Genomic DNA, 18,747 nt, shown 5'->3' with positions numbered 1-18,747 from the left:
TGCATTGAACCAGAGTGCCTGCCCGCCGATGTGTCCCGCCAACCATGACGACCACTCCGAAAAACATCCGAAACCGGCAGCCCGGAACGGCGCGATCGCGGCGAATTTTTCCAAGGTGCTCGTCGTCGGAAAATCATCGATCAACCGGGTCGTGGTATCGAAAATCGTCGAGAAATCGGGACTGAAACCGATCTCGGAAACGCCCGAAACCGCCGAGAAGACGCTCACTGGCCAGTTGCCCGGCGCCGTCATCCTGGACGGCGGCCCGGACAACAAGGATTGCGACCGGCTGATGTCTGCAATCGACGCGCTGCGGCGCGCCTCCGGCAAGCCGCTGCCGGCGGTGATCCTGCTTTCAACCAGGAATGGCACGCCGGAGAGCCTGGGCCTGTCGAGCATGGTCGATGCGGTGGTTGCCAAGCCGATCACGCCCGAGAGGCTGCAACCCGTGGTCGATCGCCTCATGGGCCGCGGCTAAGGCGTTCGGGAGATTGGGCCGTTAAGGCGAGATTCCGGAAACTGTTCTCGTGAGGCTGGGTCAGTTCAGCTCGCCGCGTTCCTTCATTCCTTGCGCGACCTGCCGGAAAAATTCGAGGACCGCCGGATCGAACCAGAGGGACTCGGATCTCGCCTGCGCCTCGGCGAGCGTTTTGGTATACGCGTCGCGTATAAGCTCTTGCTCAGCCTGCGAGGTGGAACGCCTGATGCCAGCGGTACGGGATCGCACACGCCGAACGAATTCTTTGGCGGCTTCGGAATTGACGTCGCCCACCTCCTTCAGTCGGCTGGCTTCCTCCATGAGGGCCTTCAGCGCAACCTTATGAGCGTCTCCGTCATATTCTTTCTTTATCTCGTCAAAGGTGCGGCTTGCCTGCCCTGTCGGGTCCTGCTCCGCGATCAGAGCTTCGAACCTTGCGAGGAATTTCTTTTTATCGGCGGGTTGTTGCATGAGAGTCTCCTTGGTGAGGATTGCCAACTCGTCCAGGGAAAGGTCCCGCCCCTCGTGGATCTGACATAGCGCCACGTCTATAATGGCGATCGCGCGCTTGATCTTGTCTTGTTGGGACTCCAGCGTTTCGCGTTGCAGCCGCAGAATGTCCCGAAGCCGGGGATGATCCCCGACAAGCTTCTTGATCGATTTGAGAGACAGGCCGAGATCACGAAGCACGACGATCTGGTGCAAGCGGGCGATTTGGGTTGGGCCGTACAGGCGCCATCTCGATTCGGCGCGATGAGGCACAACGAGGCCCTCCCGCTCATAGACCCTGAGCGCCTTGGTGGTGACGCCGACCCGTCGAGCTGTCTCGCCTGGACCGAACCATTGCTCCTTTTCGCCGCTCATGACCGACCTTCCGTTCCGGACCCTCGCTTTTGTAAGAGCGGCCCCAAGGTCCGATGCAAGAGCTCGTCGGCCGGTTCGTTCGCGCCGGCCGCTCACCTGAAGCCGACGTTCAGCGCGTCGGCTTCAGCGACGCCGCGGAGCTATGCCGCCACCGGGCTTTTTGTGGAGGCTGGGGAACAACCACCGTCATCAATCCGCCGTGGCGATGCGTTCGATCAGCGCCGGCAATTCGCTCAAGTCGGCGATCTGGCGGAAACGCGGCGCCGCGACAGGCGCCTCGGCATGCTCGGCCGCCCAGGTCAGTTCATGCGGGACATAGATGCCCCAGCCGCCGGCATCGATGGCAGGGACGACATCCGACTTCAGCGAGTTGCCGACCATCATGCTTTTTTGTGGTCCGTCGCCATGGCGGCTGAAGATGCGGGCATAGGTAGCGGCGCTCTTGTCGCTGACGATCTCGACGGCGTCGAAAAGCTCGCCCAATCCCGATTGCGCCAGCTTGCGCTCCTGGTCCATGAGGTCACCCTTGGTGATCAGCACCAGGCGATAGCTGCCGGCGAGCTTCTCGACCGTCTCACGCACATGCGGCAGCGGCTCGATCGGATGGCTGAGCATGTCGCGCCCGGCAGCCAGGATTTCCGCGATGGTCGAGGCCGGGACACGGCCTTCGGTAACCTCGATCGCGGTCTCGATCATCGACAGCGTGAAGCTCTTAATACCGAAGCCGTAGACGCCGAGATTGCGCTTTGCCGCTTCCAGCAGGTTCGCGGAAATCCGGCTTGCGTCGCCGTGCTCGGCAAGCATGGCGATAAAGCGCTGTTCGGTCATGCGGAAGAACTGCTCGTTCTGCCACAGCGTGTCGTCGGCATCGAAGCCTATCGTCGTCAGATGAGAGGCGGGCATATGCGGACACCGTTCTTCATGGACGGCCGGTTTAGCCGTTGTTACGGCCCGCCGCCAGCCTGAAGACGGGCGTGCGCCTTGCGCCTCCCCTTCCCTTCCGCCGTGGCCCCCGGCTATAGTCCGAAATCCGCAACACAATCTGGTGAATGATGCCGCCTGAAAAAAAGGAAGTCCGTCCGTCGAGCCGGGGGGGACGCGCCCGCACGCCTGCCTTTCTGAAGAACCAACGCGGTGTGAAGAACTGGAAGGAAGCCAGCGCCTGGCTCGAATGGCGCGGTATCGAGGACATCGAGTGCATCACGCCCGACCAGGCGGGCGTCGCCCGCGGCAAGATGATGCCGTCGAAGAAATTCACCTCCAACACCTCGCTGGCGCTGCCTTCGGCCGTCTTCATGACGACGATCTCCGGCGGCTATCCCGAGGACGGCAACGGGTTCCACTATCCCGAGGACGACGGCGACCTGAAGCTTCTGCCCGATCTTTCGACGCTGACCGTCGTGCCCTGGGAAGAGGACCCGACGGCTGCGGTGATCTGCGATCTCGTTCACCAGGACGGCCGCTCGGTCGAGTTCACGCCGCGCAACGTGCTGAAGCGCGTGCTCGCGGCCTATGACGAGCGCGGGCTGAAGCCGGTGGTGGCGCCCGAGATCGAATTCTATCTGGTGCGCAAGAACCCCGATCCGGACTATCCGCTGACGCCGCCCGTCGGGCGTTCGGGCCGGCCGATCGGCGGCGGCGCCGGCTACTCTATTGCCGGCGTCAACGAATTCGACGAACTGATCGACGATATCTACCACTTCTCGGAACGGCAGGGCCTGGAGATCGACACGCTGATCCATGAGGAGGGCGCCGGCCAGCTCGAGATCAATCTGCGCCACGGCAATCCGATCGAGCTCGCCGACCAGGTCTTCATGTTCAAGCGCACCATCCGCGAGGCGGCGCTGAAGCACGAGATCTACGCCACCTTCATGGCCAAGCCGATCCAGGGGCAGCCGGGCTCGGCCATGCACATCCACCAGTCGGTGATCGACAAGAAGACCGGCAAAAACATCTTTTCGGCCGAGGACGGCTCGGAGACCGACGCGTTCTTCCATTTTATCGGCGGCATGCAGAAGCATGTGCCGAACGCGCTGGTGATGTTCGCGCCCTACGTCAATTCCTACCGCCGGCTGACCCAGCAGGCGTCGGCGCCTGTCAACAACAAATGGGGCTATGACAACCGCACCACCGCCTTCCGTGTGCCGCGCTCGGATCCGGCGGCGCGACGCGTCGAAAACCGCATCCCCTCCTCCGACGCCAACCCCTACCTGGCGCTGGCGGCGTCGCTTGCCTGCGGGCTGGTCGGCATAAACAAGAAGATCAAGGCGGAACCGCCGGTCCTGACGACCGCCAACGCGGATGAGATCGACCTGCCGCGCGGGCTTCTGGAGGCCGTAGGCCTGTTCGAGGACGACAAGGAACTCGGGGCCATCCTCGGCAAATCCTTCGCCGCCACCTACACCGCGATCAAGCGCGCCGAGTTCGAGACCTTCATGGAAGTGATCAGCCCGTGGGAGCGGGAGTATCTGCTGCTCAACGTGTAGGGGAGTAGGGAGTAAGGGAGTAAGGCAGTAGGGCAGTAGGGGGCGATGGCGAAGATCGAATCGTACAGAGATTTAGTCTCCGGGCAGCAGGCGATGGACCTCGCAGTTTTGATTTACGAAACGACAAGAGCGTGGCCGAAAGAAGAGCTCTATGGATTGACAACCCAGCTACGCAGGGCGGCCGCGTCCGTACCCGCCAATATTGCTGAGGGCTATGGACGAGAAAGTCGGGCCTCCTATCAACAGTTTCTTAGAATTGCCCAGGGATCACTCAAAGAGTTGGAAACTCACTTACTGATCGCACAGCGCGTCGGAATCACGTCCAGCGAAGCAGCCCAACAATTGATGACACGTAGTGAGAGCGTGGGAACACTCTTGCGGCTTCTGATCCGTAAATTGTCACCCGAATAGCTGCCCTACTGCCCTACTGCCCTACTGCCCTACTGCCCTACTCCCCTACTCCCCTACTCCCCTACTCCCGAGCATCATGCCCTACCAATCCCCCATCTCTCCCGGCCGTTCGTGGTACGAAGACACGGCCGGGCCTCGACCCGAATACCCTTCGCTAGATGGTGATCGCCAATGTGACGTCGTCATTATTGGCGGCGGCTTCACTGGCTTGTCGGCAGCCGCGCACTTGGCGAAGACAGGCGCAAATGTCGTCCTCATCGAAGCCCATCGTTTCGGCGACGGCGCTTCGGGGCGCAATGGCGGCCAGCTCGGCACCGGGCAGCGCGCCTGGGCGGAAGAATTGGAGGCCGAGTACGGCCTCTCCCGCGCCAAGGCGCTGTTCGACATGGCCGAAGAAGCCAAGGCGCATCTGTTCGACTTCGCCGCCGCCAATGCAATCGACATCGACTATATGCCGGGTCAGCTTTCGGTCGCGCACAAGCGGCGCTACGTCGACGACTACAGGCGCCACGCCGAGATCATGGCGAGCCGCTTCGGATACCCGCATATAAGCTTCATGGACGCGGCGGAGACGGCGGAACGGCTGGGCTCGACGCGCTATTTCGGCGGCACCCGCGACACCGGCACTGGCCACATCCACCCGCTGAAGCTGGTGATCGGCACGGCGAAAGTGGCGGCCGCCGCCGGCGCGCATCTCTTCGAGCAGACGCCCTCCACCGGCATCGTGTCCAATGGCGGCAAGGTGACGGTCACGACGCCCAAAGGCACGATCACGGCCGACAGATGCCTGATCGGGGTCAATGCCTATGGCGGCAATCTGGAGCCGGTGAGCGCGGCGCACATCATGCCCATCGGTTCCTTCATCGGTGCGACCGTGCCGCTCGGCGCGGCCTCCAAAGTGCTGCCGGGCGGCGAGTCTGTCGACGATTCCCGCTTCGTGGTGCGCTATTTCCGCAAGTCGAAAGACGGACGGCTCCTGTTCGGCGGCCGCGAGGTCTATGCCGTCAACGACCCGAAGGACATCCATATCCACATCCGCAGGCAAATCGCCGAGCTCTACCCGGACCTGAAGGATATCGAGATCACGCATGGCTGGGGCGGCTATGTCGGCATCACGGTGCCGAGAAAGCCGTTCGTGCGCGAGGTGATGCCGAAGGTGATTTCGATAGGCGGCTATTCCGGCCACGGCGTCATACTGTCGAACTTCTTCGGCAAGCTCTATGCCGAGACCGTTGCCGGCAACCGCGACCGGCTGGAACTCATCGAGGATCTGAAAATCCCCGCCTTCCCCGGCGGCCGCCGATTCCGCGCGCCGCTCTTGTTTCTTGCGCTCAACTGGTTCGCGTTGCGTGACAGGATTTGAAGCTGGCTGCCCAGCCGAAGCCACCGATTCGGCGCCGGCGGCTTCCACGCGGCAGGTTGTGGAAGCCTTAACAGGCACGCAGAATTTCGCAATTTGGCTCACTCATGCCATAATCAGCAGTAAAAGGTGCAATCATGGGCGAAAATCCGGGGATTTAGCGGGCCTTGTCCGCAGTGATTTAGGGACCGATGCCGATCCTTACGGCAATGATCGAAAGAACGTCGGCCCGCTTGTTGGAGGTGGTTTGAGTGAACGAGCCCTTCAGTTTCGGCGCGCCGGAACGGCAGCGCTTTACAATGCAGTTCGGCTATAACGTACGGCCATCCTTCTGGCAGAAGGTTCAGTCGAACGCGCATCTGGTCATTGCAGCGGTCGGTACCGCCGCGCTGCTCGGCGTGGCCGCGGTGGCGCTGTGGCTGTGCGTTCCGGGCACTGACCGGCAAGTGACTGCGGCAAATGCCGCGCAGATCGTTCCGACAATTCCGGTGAAAACCACGAAAGTCGCTCCGGCGGCAGCGGCGGTCACCGTGGCGACGGCGCCGCAGGCCGCGCGCAAGGGGGATGCGGTAACGCCCACGACGGCGGCCCGCGAAGCCAACATTCCGGCCTTGGCATCAAACAACCCTCGCTGGACGGCTTCCGACGCCAAGACGCCACCTGCCCCGGCCGAGAACCAGCCAGCTCCATCCAAGCAGGCCGCCGACACGGCCCCCGCGCAATTGACCGATACGGCCTTTGCCGAGGCCGATGCCGAGAACGACGCCGCGAACGCGCTGTCGCAAGTCGCCGGTTCCGCCAGCGAGACAGCAGCGAAGAAGCCGGGCGACAAAATGGATGGCGCCCAAACCGCCGCCATTCCCGAAGCCAACCCGCAGGTCCCAGATCCGCAGCCGGCAGCGACGGACAGCTCGGCGCAGCCTGAGCCGAAAGCTCAAAAGGCCAGCGCGGCCGCAAACGGGCACGTCTTGAGGGCTGTGACCATGCGCTCAGGCCCGAAGAAAGGCGCCGCAGCAATCATCACGGTGCCGGCCAAGGCATCGGTGCAGGTGGTGAATTGCAAGAAATGGTGCGAGATCGTCTATAACGGCAAGCACGGCTGGGTCTACAAAAGCTACGTCAAGACCGGCGCCTGACCGCATGCGCCACCTGAAGCGGCTCAGATGCAGCGGCCGCCATCGACCTCCAACGCCACGCCGGTGATGAAGGCGGCTTCGTCCGAGGCCAGCCAAAGCGCCGCGTTGGCAATATCGAGCGGCGTCGAGAGCCGGCCGAGCGGGATCGAGGCGCGGAACTTTTCGCGGATTTCAGGGGTGTCGGCGCCCATGAACTTCTCCAGCATGCCGGTTTCGCCGGCGACCGGGCAGAGGCAGTTGACGCGGATGTTCTTCGGCGCCAGTTCGACCGCCATCGACTTGGTGGCGGTGATCGCCCAGCCCTTGGAGGCGTTGTACCAGGTCAGGCCCGGCCGCGGCCTGATGCCGGCAGTCGAGGCCGTGGTCAGGATGACGCCGCCGCCCTGCCGGTCCATGATCGGCACGACGCCGAGCGCCGCGTGATAGATCGCCTTCATGTTGACCGCGGTGATCAGGTCGAAGGTTTCCTCGTCGACGCCGAGCATATCGCCGTTGCGATGGGTGAAACCCGCATTGTTGACCATGATGTCGATGCGACCGAAAGCGCTCTTGGCGGCATAGATCATCTCGTCGAATTCGGAGCGCAAGGAAACGTCGGTCTGGGTCCAGATGGCGCTCTCGCCGATCTCTTCGGCCACCCGCTCGGCGCCCTTGGCGTTGAGGTCGGCGACGACAACGCGCGCGCCCTCTTCGGCGAAGCGCTTGGCCATGCCTTCACCGAAGCCCGACGCGGCACCCGTAATGACGGCGACCTTGTTTTCCAGACGCATGGTTTTCCCGCTCATGGATTCCAGCTTGACGTGACTTTTCCACCTGCACGCGCGTCAGGCTACATCTCCCTTAGCTTTCGTCACATTCGCGTTCTATGCTGCAGTCGCGAACGTTGCCGGAAGCCATGGTTTTACCGACAGGGCCTGTCGGCAGCGCAAGTGTCGGCAAACAGGTGGACCGATGCAACAGCAAGCGATTGGTCCTGCCTGGGACACCATGGCACTGGAAAATTTAAATCGATTAGCATAATACCAACCATGCTGCCGGCATCGGCATCAAATCGGACTGACCATGACCAGCCAGATCATCCCTGTCGATCCTTTCGATTTCATCATCTTCGGCGGCACCGGCGACTTGTCGGAACGCAAGCTCCTGCCGTCGCTCTACTATCGCCAGTGCGGCCACCAGTTCTCCGAGCCGACGCGCATCATCGGCACCTCGCGCGCCAAGATGACCGATGCCGAATTCCAGGCCTTCGCCAAGAAGGCGATATCAGACCATGTCAAGCCTGCCGATATCGATCCGAAGGAGTTGGAGATATTCCTGGCAAGGCTCTCCTACGTGTCGGCGGACGCCACGACTGGCGCCGGCTTCGACAAGTTGAAGAAGGCAATCGGCGACAGCGACCGCATCCGCGCCTTCTACCTTGCGGTGGCGCCGGCGCTGTTCGGCGACATTTCGCACCAGCTCAAGGAACACAAGCTGATCACGCCGAACTCGCGCATCGTGCTGGAAAAGCCGATCGGCCGCGACCTCCCCTCGGCGCGGGCGCTCAATGACGCGGTCGGTGACGATTTCCACGAAAGCCAGATCTTCCGCATCGACCACTATCTCGGCAAGGAAACGGTGCAGAACCTGATGGCGCTGCGCTTTGCCAATGCGCTCTACGAGCCGTTGTGGAACTCCGCCCAGATCGACCATGTTCAGATCACGGTGGCCGAGACTGTTGGTCTCGAGGATCGCGTCACCTACTACGACAAGGCAGGCGCGTTGCGCGACATGGTGCAGAACCACATCCTGCAGCTGCTCTGTCTGGTAGCCATGGAAACGCCGTCGTCAATGGACGCGGACGCGGTGCGCGACGAGAAACTGAAGGTGCTGAGGGCACTGAAGCGCATCAACGGCAACGAGGCGCCGAAGCACACTGTGCGCGGCCAGTATCGAGCCGGCGCTTCGGCCGGCGGGCCGGTCAAGGGTTACGTCGAGGAGCTCGGCAAGGACAGCAACACCGAGACCTTCGTCGCTGTAAAGGCCGAGATCGGCAACTGGCGCTGGGCCGGCGTTCCCTTCTATCTGAGGACCGGCAAGCGGCTCGCCACCCGCGTCTCGGAAATCGTCATCGAGTTCAAGCCGATCCCCTATTCCATCTTCGGCGACAGCGCCGGGCCGATCTTCCCCAACCAGTTGGTCATCCGCCTGCAGCCGGACGAGGGGGTGAAGCAGTTCATCATGATCAAGGATCCGGGGCCAGGCGGCATGCGGCTGCGGCAGATCTCGCTCGACATGAGCTTCGCGCAGTCCTTCCAAGGCCGTGCGCCGGACGCTTACGAGCGGCTGATCATGGATGTGGTGCGCGGCAACCAGACGCTGTTCATGCGCCGCGACGAAGTCGAGGCGGCCTGGAAATGGATCGACCCGATCCAGAACGCCTGGGAAAGCGCCAGGCAGGAGGCTCAGGGCTATACGGCCGGAACCTGGGGACCGTCGGCCTCGATCGCTCTTATCGAACGTGACGGACGGACATGGCACGAGAGCAATTGAGCGAAGTCCGCTACGGCTGGAACGGCTTTGCCGACCGCCAAGACCTGGCGATGGCACTTGCCGGTGAGATCGCAGACCGGTTGACCAGCGCCATCGCGGAACGCGGCACGGCGCTGCTCGCGGTGTCCGGCGGCACCACGCCGGCAAAGCTGTTCGCGGCGCTGTCGACCACGCCGATCGCCTGGGACAAGGTCACCGTGACGCTGGTCGACGAGCGTTTCGTGCCGCCGTCCTCGCCGCGCTCGAATGCCGGGCTGGTGGCGGCGAACCTGCTCCAGAACAAGGCGGCAGCGGCGCGCTTCGTCCCGCTCTATCATGAGGCGGCAAGCATTGAGGATGCGGCGGCAACCGACAGCGAGGCGCTCAGATCGCTGCCCTGGCCGCTTGACGTGGTGATCCTCGGCATGGGCGGCGACGGCCATACGGCATCATTCTTCCCGGATGCCGGCAATCTCGAGGACTTGCTCGACCCGGCCTCGCAGCGGATCGTGCTGCCGGTGCATGCGCAGAGCGGCGGCGAGCCGCGGCTCACGCTGTCGATGGCGCGCATCATCGCCGCTGGTTTCGTAGCGCTCCACATCGAAGGCGAGGACAAGCGCGCCGCGTTCAATGGCGCGATGGGTCCCGGCGCGAAAAAGCCCATCCGCAGAGTGCTCGAGGCGGCGCCGAGACCGATAGAGGTGTTCTGGGCACCTTGATTTTCAGATGAGGACAGTCCGGTGGCAGAGGGAGGACGTCGCCGGGCTCGAAAGGACGGACCATGACAGCCAGACGCGATATCGAAGCCATCACCGAACGCATCCGCCACCGTTCGAAAGCCGGCCGCGAAGCCTATCTCGGCCGCATCACGGAGGCTTCCAGCCGGACCGCGAACCGCGCGGTGCTGGGCTGCGGCAACCTTGCCCATGGCTTTGCCGTGTGCAGCCCCGCCGAAAAGGTCGCGCTCGGCGGCGACCGCGTGCCGAACCTCGGCATCATCACCTCCTACAATGACATGCTGTCGGCGCATCAGCCCTTCGAGACGTTCCCGGCGCTGATCAAGGAAGCCGCGCGCGAAGCGGGCGGCATCGCTCAGGTCGCCGGCGGCGTGCCGGCGATGTGCGACGGCGTCACCCAAGGCCAGCCCGGCATGGAGCTTTCGCTGTTCTCGCGCGACGTGATCGCCATGGCGGCGGCGATCGGCCTGTCGCACAACATGTTCGACGCGGCCGTCTTCCTCGGCGTCTGCGACAAGATCGTGCCCGGGCTTGTGATCGCTGCGCTCACCTTCGGACATCTGCCTGCCGTCTTCATCCCGGCCGGGCCGATGACGACCGGTCTCGCGAACGACGAGAAGGCCAAGGTCCGCCAGCTCTATGCCGAAGGCAAGGTCGGCCGCGCCGAACTGCTGGAAGCGGAGTCCAAGTCCTATCACGGGCCGGGCACCTGCACCTTCTACGGCACCGCCAATTCCAACCAGATGCTGATGGAGATCATGGGCCTGCATACGCCCGGCGCCTCCTTCGTCAATCCGGGCACGCCGCTGCGCGACGCGCTGACCAGGGAAGCGGCGAAGCGCGCGCTGGCGATCACCGCGCTCGGCAACGCCTATACGCCGGTCGGGCGCATGATCGACGAACGCTCGATCGTCAACGGCGTCGTCGGCCTGCATGCCACCGGCGGCTCGACCAACCACACGATCCACCTCATCGCCATGGCCGCCGCCGCCGGCATTGCGCTGACCTGGCAGGACATTTCCGACCTGTCGGAGGCCGTGCCGCTGCTCGCGCGCGTCTACCCGAACGGGCTTGCCGACGTGAACCACTTCCACGCGGCAGGCGGGCTCGGCTTCATGATCCGCGAGTTGCTCGACGAAGGCCTGTTGCACGAGGATGTGCAGACGGTGTGGGGCGAAGGCCTGCGGCCCTATGCGGTCGAGGCGAGGCTTGGCGACGACGGCAGCGTGCTGCGCGAAGCGGCGCCGCTCAACAGCGGCGACGAGAAGGTGCTGGCCCCGGTCAAGAAAGCGTTCCAGCCGACAGGCGGACTAAAGGTGCTTGCGGGTAATCTCGGCCACGCCGTGATCAAAACCTCTGCGGTCAAGCCCGAACGGCGCGTCATTGAGGCGCCGGCCAAGGTGTTCGACAGCCAGCAGGGCCTGAATGATGCTTTCAAGGCCGGCCAGCTTACCGGCGACTTCGTCGCCGTGATCCGCTTTCAGGGGCCGAAGGCCAACGGCATGCCGGAACTGCACAAGCTGACCACCGTGCTCGGCATCCTGCAGGATCGCGGCCAGCGCGTGGCGCTGGTCACCGACGGGCGCATGTCGGGCGCTTCCGGCAAGGTGCCGGCGGCGATCCATGTGACGCCGGAGGCGGTCGAGGAGGGGCCGATCGCCAGGATCCATGACGGCGATATCATCCGCCTCGATGCGGATGCCGGCACGCTGGAGGTGCTGGTGCCGGGGACGGAATTCGCGCTGCGCCGCACGGCGGAGGCCGACCTCATCGGCAACGAGTTCGGCTTCGGCCGCGAGCTGTTCGCAGGCTTCCGGCAGTTGGTCGGGCGGGCCGATCATGGCGCGGCGGCATTCGGCAACGCCTGATCTCTTCCCCAATGTGCCTTACAAAAAAAGGGCGGCTCGGAGCCGCCCTTTTTCGTTCGTTCGCTAACCGCAACGCCTACTGAACGGTGATCTCGGCCCGTTCGCCGGCCTTGATCGTCACCGGCGTTTCCTTCTCCTGGCCCTCAGCGGACATGTGGCGCACTACCACATAGTCGCCGGCGGGAATCGTCTGCTGCCAGCTGTCGCCATAGCTTAAGCCCAGCGACTTGCGTTTGCCTTCGATGTCCTTCTTCGACGAGAGCACCTCGATCGAATAGGCGCCGGGCGCCGACATCGCCAGCACGCCGGCATCGAGAGCCACCTTCACGTCCTGATTGTCACCGGCCTTGATGCTGAAGGGCTGTTCGACGACGGCGAGATCGAGCGTGGTGAGCGCGACATAGTCGTCCGGCGGCAGCCAGAACTTACTGTCCGGACCGTAGGAGTGCTCCACGCTTTCACGCGAGCCGTCGATCTTCTTCTTCGCCTTGACGATCTCGAAGCCGATGCCGGAATTGTCGGCCTTGTCGCCGCCGGCGGTGTAGTAGGCATTGAGCACGGCATGGCCGACGCCGACGACGATGTCCTTCTCGACGGTCTGCCCGGCGGCAAGCTGGACGGTCTCGGTCACGGTGCCGGCGCCGATCTGCACCGTCACCTTCTGTTCGCCGGCGGGTAGCGTGGCCTTGGTGTCGCCGTAGTGCGTGGTGCTGCCGCCTGGATAGGCGGAGTCGACACGCGCTTCGCCGCTGATCTCCGAGCCCTGGCTAGCATGCGGGTGGATGACCAAAGTGCCGGCGTTCAGCGTGAACAGCGGGCTGTAGGTCTTGCCAGCCTCTATCTTGATCTTCTGCTCGCTCCTTGCCTCGTCGTCGCGGCCGACGACGATGTAGTCGCCCGGCTCGAGATTGGTCTTGAGCACGCCATACTCGGTCGTAACTTGGTCGCCGCGCGAGCCGTCGGCCGCGGCTTTATAAATCTCCCAGGCATTGCCATCGGTGATCGGATCGCCGTCCTCGGCCATAACCATGCTCGGTGTGAAATTGAATTCAGGCTTGGCCGGCTCGGGCGCGGGAGCCGGCGCCGGTTCGGGAGCTGGCGCAGGGGCCGGCGCGGGAGTCGCAACGGTCTCGACCAGCGCTTCCTGAAGCGCCTTTTCATCGGAGGCCTGGATATATTTGCCGCCGGTGTTTTCGGCGAGGCAGGCGATCTGCTTGCCCTCGTCGGCGGTCAAGCCGAAGCCGACGACATCGGCGGTGAAATCGACGCCACTTTGCTTCAGCTCCCTGCCGAGCGCGCAGGGATCGCCGCCGCAGGTCTCAAGCCCGTCGGTGATCAGCACCACGGTTGCCTTGTCCTCGGTGTACTTCAGCGCCTCGGCGGCCTGTTTCACGGCGGCCGTGAGTGGCGTCTTGCCCAGGAATTTCATGCTGTCGGCCGCCGCCGAAATAGCGCTGGCGGAGCCGGCCTGCGGCGGCACGATCAACTCGATGTCGTCGCAGCTGCCCTTGGTGCGATGGCCATAGGCCATGAAGCCGATCTCGTCGTCGGCCGGAACCGACTGCAGCACCGTGCGCAGCGATTCACGCGCGATCTCCAGCTTCGGCTTGCCGTCGATCTGGGCCCACATCGAGCCTGATGCATCGAGGATGATGATGACCTTGTTGGCGGCAAAGCCGAAACTGGTCATCGAAAAAAGGAGGATCGCCGCAGCGGCGCTCCGCATCAGTCCCGCCATGAAAATCTCCTGAGAGCAACCCTCGTCCGCGCTGCGAAAGCTATTTGACGCGGCCCCTGGAGACAAGCCCGCCCGAGAATGAAGGGCGGCTCCGTCTAAGGTTTGTCGCGTCGCAGTTGATGAGGGTAGACCAGCCATCTCCCCGCAACGGTAGCACATGAGTAGAAAAGGACTCTTGTGCGCATGTGGAAACCGATTCTGAGAGACCTCTGGATGGAGCTCGCGATGGTGTTTGTGGATGTATTCAGCGAGGTCCCGGATCCGCGGGACTTGACCGCGCAGCACCCGTTGATCGCCACCAAGGGCAACCAGTCGAAACTGGCCACAGGCCAATGCCGCGCTCGACAAGGTGCGGCACCAAACAGCCCCCAATCTCGGCGATAGCTCTGCTACCAACCGTTAACCTATAGATCTAGCCCCGATCCGGGTCCTTAGGCCCGACAGGCCAGCAGCTTGTGATCGGTGTGACCATTGTGACCGCACAAGACCGGGAGGTCGGGCCTATGGGTGGCAATAGGAGTTCAGTATTGCTGGATGGGTCATTTACCAACGATGCGCAGGCGTCAGCAAGTCCAGCTGTTCAACATCATTATGGTTGTGCCAAGGAGGTCTCTTTAGTGTGTTCTCCGAACACTCGCGCGATGACGTTTTCGAAATTGTGGGGATCACCGCCGTTTACTTTTATCAAAGGCCATCCGTCCTGGTACAGGCAGTCGCCGATCTTCCTTGAGATGTCAGCTTGCTTCAATGCTCTTTCTACCCCGAGTTCGAACAGCAGAACCTCAATCAATGGCTGCCGCGCATACCGATCCACAAGGCGACGGCGCACTGTTTCGGGGGGCGCATCCAGTTGAACTAGGAGATCCGGTCGCGGCAGGAACGTTAGGCTGTCGCGTATCGCGTCAATGTTGGGATTGCGCGCAAACACGATCATCGCACATACTGCCTGAATTAGCCCTTCTTCAAAAACGAAGTAGCCTTCCGATTCCTGCGCCTTATGCCAAGATTCGCACAGCTGAGCGATGTCAACCTTCATGCGCCAGGACCATGTTCGGCTTCGCAGTGGGATTGACGCTAGGAGACGCCCCGCGACACTGTCCTTTGGCAAGGTGGATAGCAGGATAGGAGCACAGGTCGCAATTTTTCGTCCAATCCGACCAATGCCATGGCGCGTTTCCGGACCCTCCTGCAGAGTCGACGCGTATTCAATTAGCCGATAGCCGTTCACGGTCTTTACGCGAACGCCTCGTTCCGCCATGGCCAAACAGAGGCGGCGAAGAAATGTAGTCTTGCCCGCACCAGGCGGCCCGAATAATTCGATGATCATGTCGGCAAGCATCCCCTGGCAAAGCCGTCATTTGCCCGCAGAACCTAGCAAGGACACGAACGGCGCCAACATTCATTTGGATGATTGTGGGTTCTGCAGAAGACATGATGGCGGTGTCCCGCAGACTTGCCTCGGGTCATGAGTTGTAGATCCGCGGATTCCCGTACATTTGGTTCACTAGACTAGCAGCGGATGAACCTGGGGGCCGCTCGGCAGGCAGGTGGTCCACTTAGACATTCGTGTTGAAGCTCCAGCCCGGCGAGAACTCGTCCGGTTGGCTCGCAAGAAGCTAGCTCATGAATTCATTCTGACCCGTTCGTCCCGTCCATCCAGACAGCCGCGTGTGTCTTATTAACGTCGTACATTCAGAGGATGCGGCTATTGAGAGGAAGGACTAACCGAGAGCGGCCGGGCACAAATCAAAGCTTGAGACCTATATGCCGAAGCAATCCACGGCCGCCTCAGCCTCTTCGCGTCCAGGCGACGTGCTCTCACGTGATTACCGTTTGAGTCATGTTGCCCAAGGGTGCGGCGCCAAATACATTCAGACCTTTCAATCGGGCTATTACGCTGCGCTATGGGAAAAGGTTGAGAGACCCCTTGTTGAAGAGATCTTTCGCTCACTAGGTGGGCCAGATCGTAGTTGCCTCGATTTTGCCTGTGGGACAGGCCGGATAACGAGCGTGGCCGCGAGATTTTTTGGAACGGTCGTTGGGGTCGATGTTTCCGAACCCATGCTAGCCTGCGCCGCACCTCGCGACAACGTCCGCCTCCTCCTCATGGACATAACCAAAGAACCGCTCAGAGATTCATTCGATGTCGTATCGGCATTTCGGTTCTTTTTGAATGCGGAAGATAGCCTAAGGCGCCAAGCGTTGCTTGCAATACACGAGCATCTTGTCGAGGGTGGCCGGATCGTCTGCAATATTCACGCCAACGCAAGCTCACCAGCCGGCGTGGCCTCAAGATACTTAAATTCAGTGCTTCGTCGTACAAAATATAATACGATCAGCCTCGACCAGATGAAAGAGCTACTGGTTGATGCCGGCTTCCTTGTCGAGAAAGTCATCCCGTACGGCTTCCTTCCTCGACCTGGCCGGTTCGCGCCCGGCCTTTGCGAGGCTTTGGTGGCGCCCGCGGAGACAGTGAGCAGGGCGCTTCGGATCCCTTCGCGATTTGCAGAAAACTTCGTTGTTGTGGCTACCAAACCAGCCGCATTGCCCAACCGACTTGAGAGCGCCCGCTTCAAATAGCGCCTTGCCGGTTCGACCCTGGGAGTGACGATAGGACAGCGGAATCTGGCTACTCACGCCGACTCCGTGCGCCAGGGGATGACCTAGAATGGTGATCTGAGGATGCACCGGTCAAAGGGGCCGTTTGCTTCACGGGCTGGGCCTCAGTCACAAAAAAAGCCCCTCCGGGCAAGCAAGCAAGCACCAGCGTCAGGCAGATGCGCGAGCATTGGAGGTAGCGGCGCAAACCGTTCTTCGTCAAAGCCCTGACCCGCCTCGTCTTCATTGCACGCGGTTGTCCACGCAAACCGGCTGAGCGCTCCGAGAGCCGATGCTATCGAACATCCGCGCGGTTCGGCGGATGGAGAACGCAGATCTTAATTACCGGCCTTAAATTAATACGTGGTGCGCCGCTCTTCCGAGGGCGGGCGACCGAACTGCAGCCGGTAGCTCTGCGCGAAATAGGAATGCGAGGTGAAGCCGGTGGCGATCGCCACGTCGAGGATCGGCATGTTGGTCTGGCGCAGCAACTCGCGCGCGCGTTCGAGCCGCAGCCGCATATAGTAGCGGCCGGGCGTCACGCTCAAATGACGCAGGAACAGGCGCTCGACCTGGCGCACCGAAAGTCCAGCCGACTTGGCAAGTTGCACCGCCGACAGCGGCTCGTCGAGATGGTCGGCCATCAATTCGACGATGCGCCTGAGCTTTTCCGACTTGCCGGTGAGGTCCCGCTCCGGTCCGACGCGCTGGCGGTCGCCGGCCGAGCGGATGCGCTCGTGCTGGAACTGGTTGGCGACGCCGTTGGCAAGGTTGGAGCCGAAATCGCCGCGCACGATCTCCAGCATCAGGTCGATCGAGGTGGTGCCGCCGGCGCAGGTGTAGCGCTTGCGGTCGATCTCGAAGACATTGCCGGTGCAGTTGATGTCAGGGAAGCGCTCCATGAAGCCGGCGCGGTTCTCCCAATGGATGGTGCAGCGATAGCCGTCGAGCTGCCCGGCTTCGGCAAGCAGATAGGAGCCGACCGACAACGCTCCGAGCGCATTGCCGCGCCGGCCCCAGCTGCGCAGCGCCGCCAGCACCTTGCTCTTGCCGGGGAATTCAGTGGTGAGCCCTACCGAGACGAACAGGATGTCGACCGGCGGCATGTCGGCGACGGAATAGTCAATCTTCAGCGGCAGGCCGTTGGAGGCCATGACCGCGTCGCCGTCGGCCGAAATCGTCGTCCAGCCATAGAAGTCGCGGCCGAGCAGACGGTTCGCCGAACGGAAGCAGTCGATGGCCGCAGCCAGCGAGAACATCGAGAATTTATCGACCAGCAGGAAGCCGAATTGACGGCCGCCCTGAACGGGATCGTTCGTGATCGGCCGCTCGAGAGCGGGATGCGACTGGGTCGAGTGGGGCATCCTGCTCTGTCCCTTTATTTCAGCCGCATTTGTGCAACGCCAAGTGGTTCCACTTGGCTGCTAAATGCTGGGGAACAGTCAGGTTCGGCAACGCAAAGGCTTTCTCAAAATCAGAAGGACGGCCGCTTCAGTCCGGCCGCGAGGTAGGCGGAAGCTACAGTGTTCGCCATCAGCATGGCAATGGTCATCGGCCCGACGCCGCCGGGCACCGGCGTGATGGCGCCCGCAGCCTTGGCCGCTTCGGCATAGGCGACGTCGCCGACCAGGCGGCTCTTGCCTTCGCCCTTCTCGGGCGCCGGGATGCGGTTGATGCCGACGTCGATGACGGTCGCGCCGGGCTTCACCCAGTCGCCCTTGACCATCTCCGGGCGGCCGACGGCGGCGACCAAGATGTCGGCGGTGCGGGCAAGCGCCGGCAGATCCCGGGTGCGGCTGTGGGCAATGGTGACGGTGCAGTTGGCGGCGAGCAGCAGATTGGCCATCGGCTTGCCGACGATGTTGGAGCGGCCGACGACGACGGCGCTGAGGCCGGACAGGTCCTTGCCGCGCACGCGCTCGATCAAAAGCATGGAGCCCGCCGGCGTGCAGGGCACGAATGCCGTTTCGAGCTCGCCGGTGCCGAGCTTGCCGACATTGATGAAGTGGAAGCCGTCGACATCCTTCTCCGGCGCGATCGTTTGAATCACCTTGCCGGCGTCGATGTGGCCGGGAAGCGGCAGTTGCACGAGGATGCCGTGGATCGAGTTATCGGCATTCAAGTCGCCGATGATCTTCAGCAATTGCTCCTCGGTGGTGTCTGCCGGCAGCGTATGCTGGAGCGAATGGAAGCCGCATTCCTTGGCGGTGCGCGATTTCGAGGCGACATAGACCTGGCTTGCCGGATCCTCGCCGACGATCACCACCGCAAGGCCGGGCTTGGTGGCGCCTTTGGCCGAAAGCTCCGACGTCAGCGCCTTAACCTTCGAAACCACATCCTCGGCGACACGCTTTCCGTCGATCACTTCGGTCATCACGAACTCTCCGTTTTGAGGCCGCATCGATGCATGCCCTGTCTCAATCCCGCATTCCGATCCGCCGACGCCAAGCGCAATCCGCCGGAATGCAGCGCGGCATTTTCACGAAAATTCGACAAGGCAATCCCGTCAAAGCGTCGTCGGATGCCGTAAACCCGAAACCGGCTGCTTTTATCGAACCGC

At 62.5% G+C, this 18,747-nt stretch carries 16 protein-coding genes; 9 read left to right on the top strand and 7 right to left on the bottom strand.

Annotated elements, in window-relative coordinates:
• Positions 1–28 precede the first annotated feature (28 nt).
• Complete coding sequence (locus LB565_RS08180) at positions 29–478, top strand: response regulator (protein WP_224582640.1); 450 nt, start codon at positions 29–31, stop codon at positions 476–478.
• A gap of 60 nt (positions 479–538) precedes the next feature.
• On the opposite strand, the gene LB565_RS08175 is transcribed toward LB565_RS08180, so the two are convergent.
• Both LB565_RS08175 and LB565_RS08170 read right to left on the bottom strand, forming a co-directional pair.
• Positions 539–1,342 (bottom strand): MerR family transcriptional regulator, encoded by an 804-nt coding sequence (locus LB565_RS08175; protein ID WP_224582638.1) that lies wholly within the window; start codon positions 1,340–1,342, stop codon positions 539–541.
• A 189-nt stretch (positions 1,343–1,531) separates the two neighbouring features.
• On the bottom strand, positions 1,532–2,245 hold the full coding sequence (locus tag LB565_RS08170) for an HAD family hydrolase (RefSeq protein ID WP_224582635.1): 714 nt from the start codon (positions 2,243–2,245) through the stop codon (positions 1,532–1,534).
• Between the two features lie 146 nt (positions 2,246–2,391).
• Here LB565_RS08170 and LB565_RS08165 point away from each other — a divergent pair, with 146 nt between their 5' ends.
• The 4 genes from LB565_RS08165 to LB565_RS08150 all read left to right on the top strand — a co-directional run bounded on the left by LB565_RS08165 (position 2,392) and on the right by LB565_RS08150 (position 6,735).
• Positions 2,392–3,828, top strand: a complete 1,437-nt coding sequence (locus LB565_RS08165) for a glutamine synthetase family protein (RefSeq protein ID WP_411970618.1) — start codon at positions 2,392–2,394, stop codon at positions 3,826–3,828.
• 45 nt (positions 3,829–3,873) lie between these two features.
• Positions 3,874–4,239 carry a four helix bundle protein gene (locus tag LB565_RS08160; RefSeq protein WP_224582632.1) on the top strand — a complete coding sequence of 122 codons (366 nt, stop codon included), beginning with the start codon at positions 3,874–3,876 and terminating at the stop codon, positions 4,237–4,239.
• A gap of 76 nt (positions 4,240–4,315) precedes the next feature.
• Positions 4,316–5,602, top strand: a complete 1,287-nt coding sequence (locus tag LB565_RS08155; protein WP_224582630.1) for an NAD(P)/FAD-dependent oxidoreductase — start codon at positions 4,316–4,318, stop codon at positions 5,600–5,602.
• A gap of 248 nt (positions 5,603–5,850) precedes the next feature.
• Positions 5,851–6,735 carry an SH3 domain-containing protein gene (locus tag LB565_RS08150; RefSeq protein WP_224582627.1) on the top strand — a complete coding sequence of 295 codons (885 nt, stop codon included), beginning with the start codon at positions 5,851–5,853 and terminating at the stop codon, positions 6,733–6,735.
• A gap of 23 nt (positions 6,736–6,758) precedes the next feature.
• Here the strand turns inward: LB565_RS08150 and LB565_RS08145 are convergent, their stop codons facing one another.
• Positions 6,759–7,505, bottom strand: a complete 747-nt coding sequence (locus LB565_RS08145; RefSeq protein WP_224582625.1) for an SDR family oxidoreductase — start codon at positions 7,503–7,505, stop codon at positions 6,759–6,761.
• A gap of 292 nt (positions 7,506–7,797) precedes the next feature.
• Between LB565_RS08145 and zwf the strand changes: the two genes are divergently transcribed.
• The 3 genes from zwf (at position 7,798) to edd (ending at position 11,851) form a co-directional block, all read left to right on the top strand.
• Positions 7,798–9,267 carry a glucose-6-phosphate dehydrogenase gene (zwf, locus tag LB565_RS08140; RefSeq protein WP_224582623.1) on the top strand — a complete coding sequence of 490 codons (1,470 nt, stop codon included), beginning with the start codon at positions 7,798–7,800 and terminating at the stop codon, positions 9,265–9,267.
• On the top strand, positions 9,249–9,965 hold the full coding sequence (gene pgl, locus LB565_RS08135; RefSeq protein ID WP_224582620.1) for a 6-phosphogluconolactonase: 717 nt from the start codon (positions 9,249–9,251) through the stop codon (positions 9,963–9,965). Before zwf ends, pgl begins: the two co-directional genes overlap by 19 nt.
• Positions 9,966–10,027: 62 nt before the next feature.
• On the top strand, positions 10,028–11,851 hold the full coding sequence (edd, locus tag LB565_RS08130; protein WP_224582618.1) for a phosphogluconate dehydratase: 1,824 nt from the start codon (positions 10,028–10,030) through the stop codon (positions 11,849–11,851).
• 76 nt (positions 11,852–11,927) lie between these two features.
• Here edd and LB565_RS08125 read toward each other — a convergent pair whose 3' ends face one another.
• Together LB565_RS08125 and LB565_RS30005 are read right to left on the bottom strand one after the other, a co-directional pair.
• Positions 11,928–13,589 carry a vWA domain-containing protein gene (locus LB565_RS08125; protein ID WP_224582616.1) on the bottom strand — a complete coding sequence of 554 codons (1,662 nt, stop codon included), beginning with the start codon at positions 13,587–13,589 and terminating at the stop codon, positions 11,928–11,930.
• A gap of 589 nt (positions 13,590–14,178) precedes the next feature.
• Complete coding sequence (locus tag LB565_RS30005) at positions 14,179–14,625, bottom strand: hypothetical protein (RefSeq protein ID WP_411970617.1); 447 nt, start codon at positions 14,623–14,625, stop codon at positions 14,179–14,181.
• Between the two features lie 728 nt (positions 14,626–15,353).
• Between LB565_RS30005 and LB565_RS08115 the strand changes: the two genes are divergently transcribed.
• The gene (locus LB565_RS08115; RefSeq protein ID WP_224582612.1) at positions 15,354–16,169 is read left to right on the top strand and encodes a class I SAM-dependent methyltransferase; all 816 of its coding nucleotides are present in this window, start codon (positions 15,354–15,356) and stop codon (positions 16,167–16,169) included.
• Between the two features lie 374 nt (positions 16,170–16,543).
• Here LB565_RS08115 and LB565_RS08110 read toward each other — a convergent pair whose 3' ends face one another.
• Both LB565_RS08110 and folD read right to left on the bottom strand, forming a co-directional pair.
• On the bottom strand, positions 16,544–17,551 hold the full coding sequence (locus LB565_RS08110) for a GlxA family transcriptional regulator (protein WP_224515796.1): 1,008 nt from the start codon (positions 17,549–17,551) through the stop codon (positions 16,544–16,546).
• Positions 17,552–17,661: 110 nt separating this feature from the next.
• Complete coding sequence (gene folD, locus LB565_RS08105; protein WP_224582611.1) at positions 17,662–18,561, bottom strand: bifunctional methylenetetrahydrofolate dehydrogenase/methenyltetrahydrofolate cyclohydrolase FolD; 900 nt, start codon at positions 18,559–18,561, stop codon at positions 17,662–17,664.
• Positions 18,562–18,747: the final 186 nt, after the last annotated feature.

The sequence above is a fragment of the Mesorhizobium sp. CA14 genome (genome assembly GCF_020165195.1).
Classification (GTDB): domain Bacteria; phylum Pseudomonadota; class Alphaproteobacteria; order Rhizobiales; family Rhizobiaceae; genus Mesorhizobium.
The sequence above is the reverse complement of the archived record's forward strand: the minus strand, read 5'-3'. Positions and strand labels throughout refer to the sequence as shown.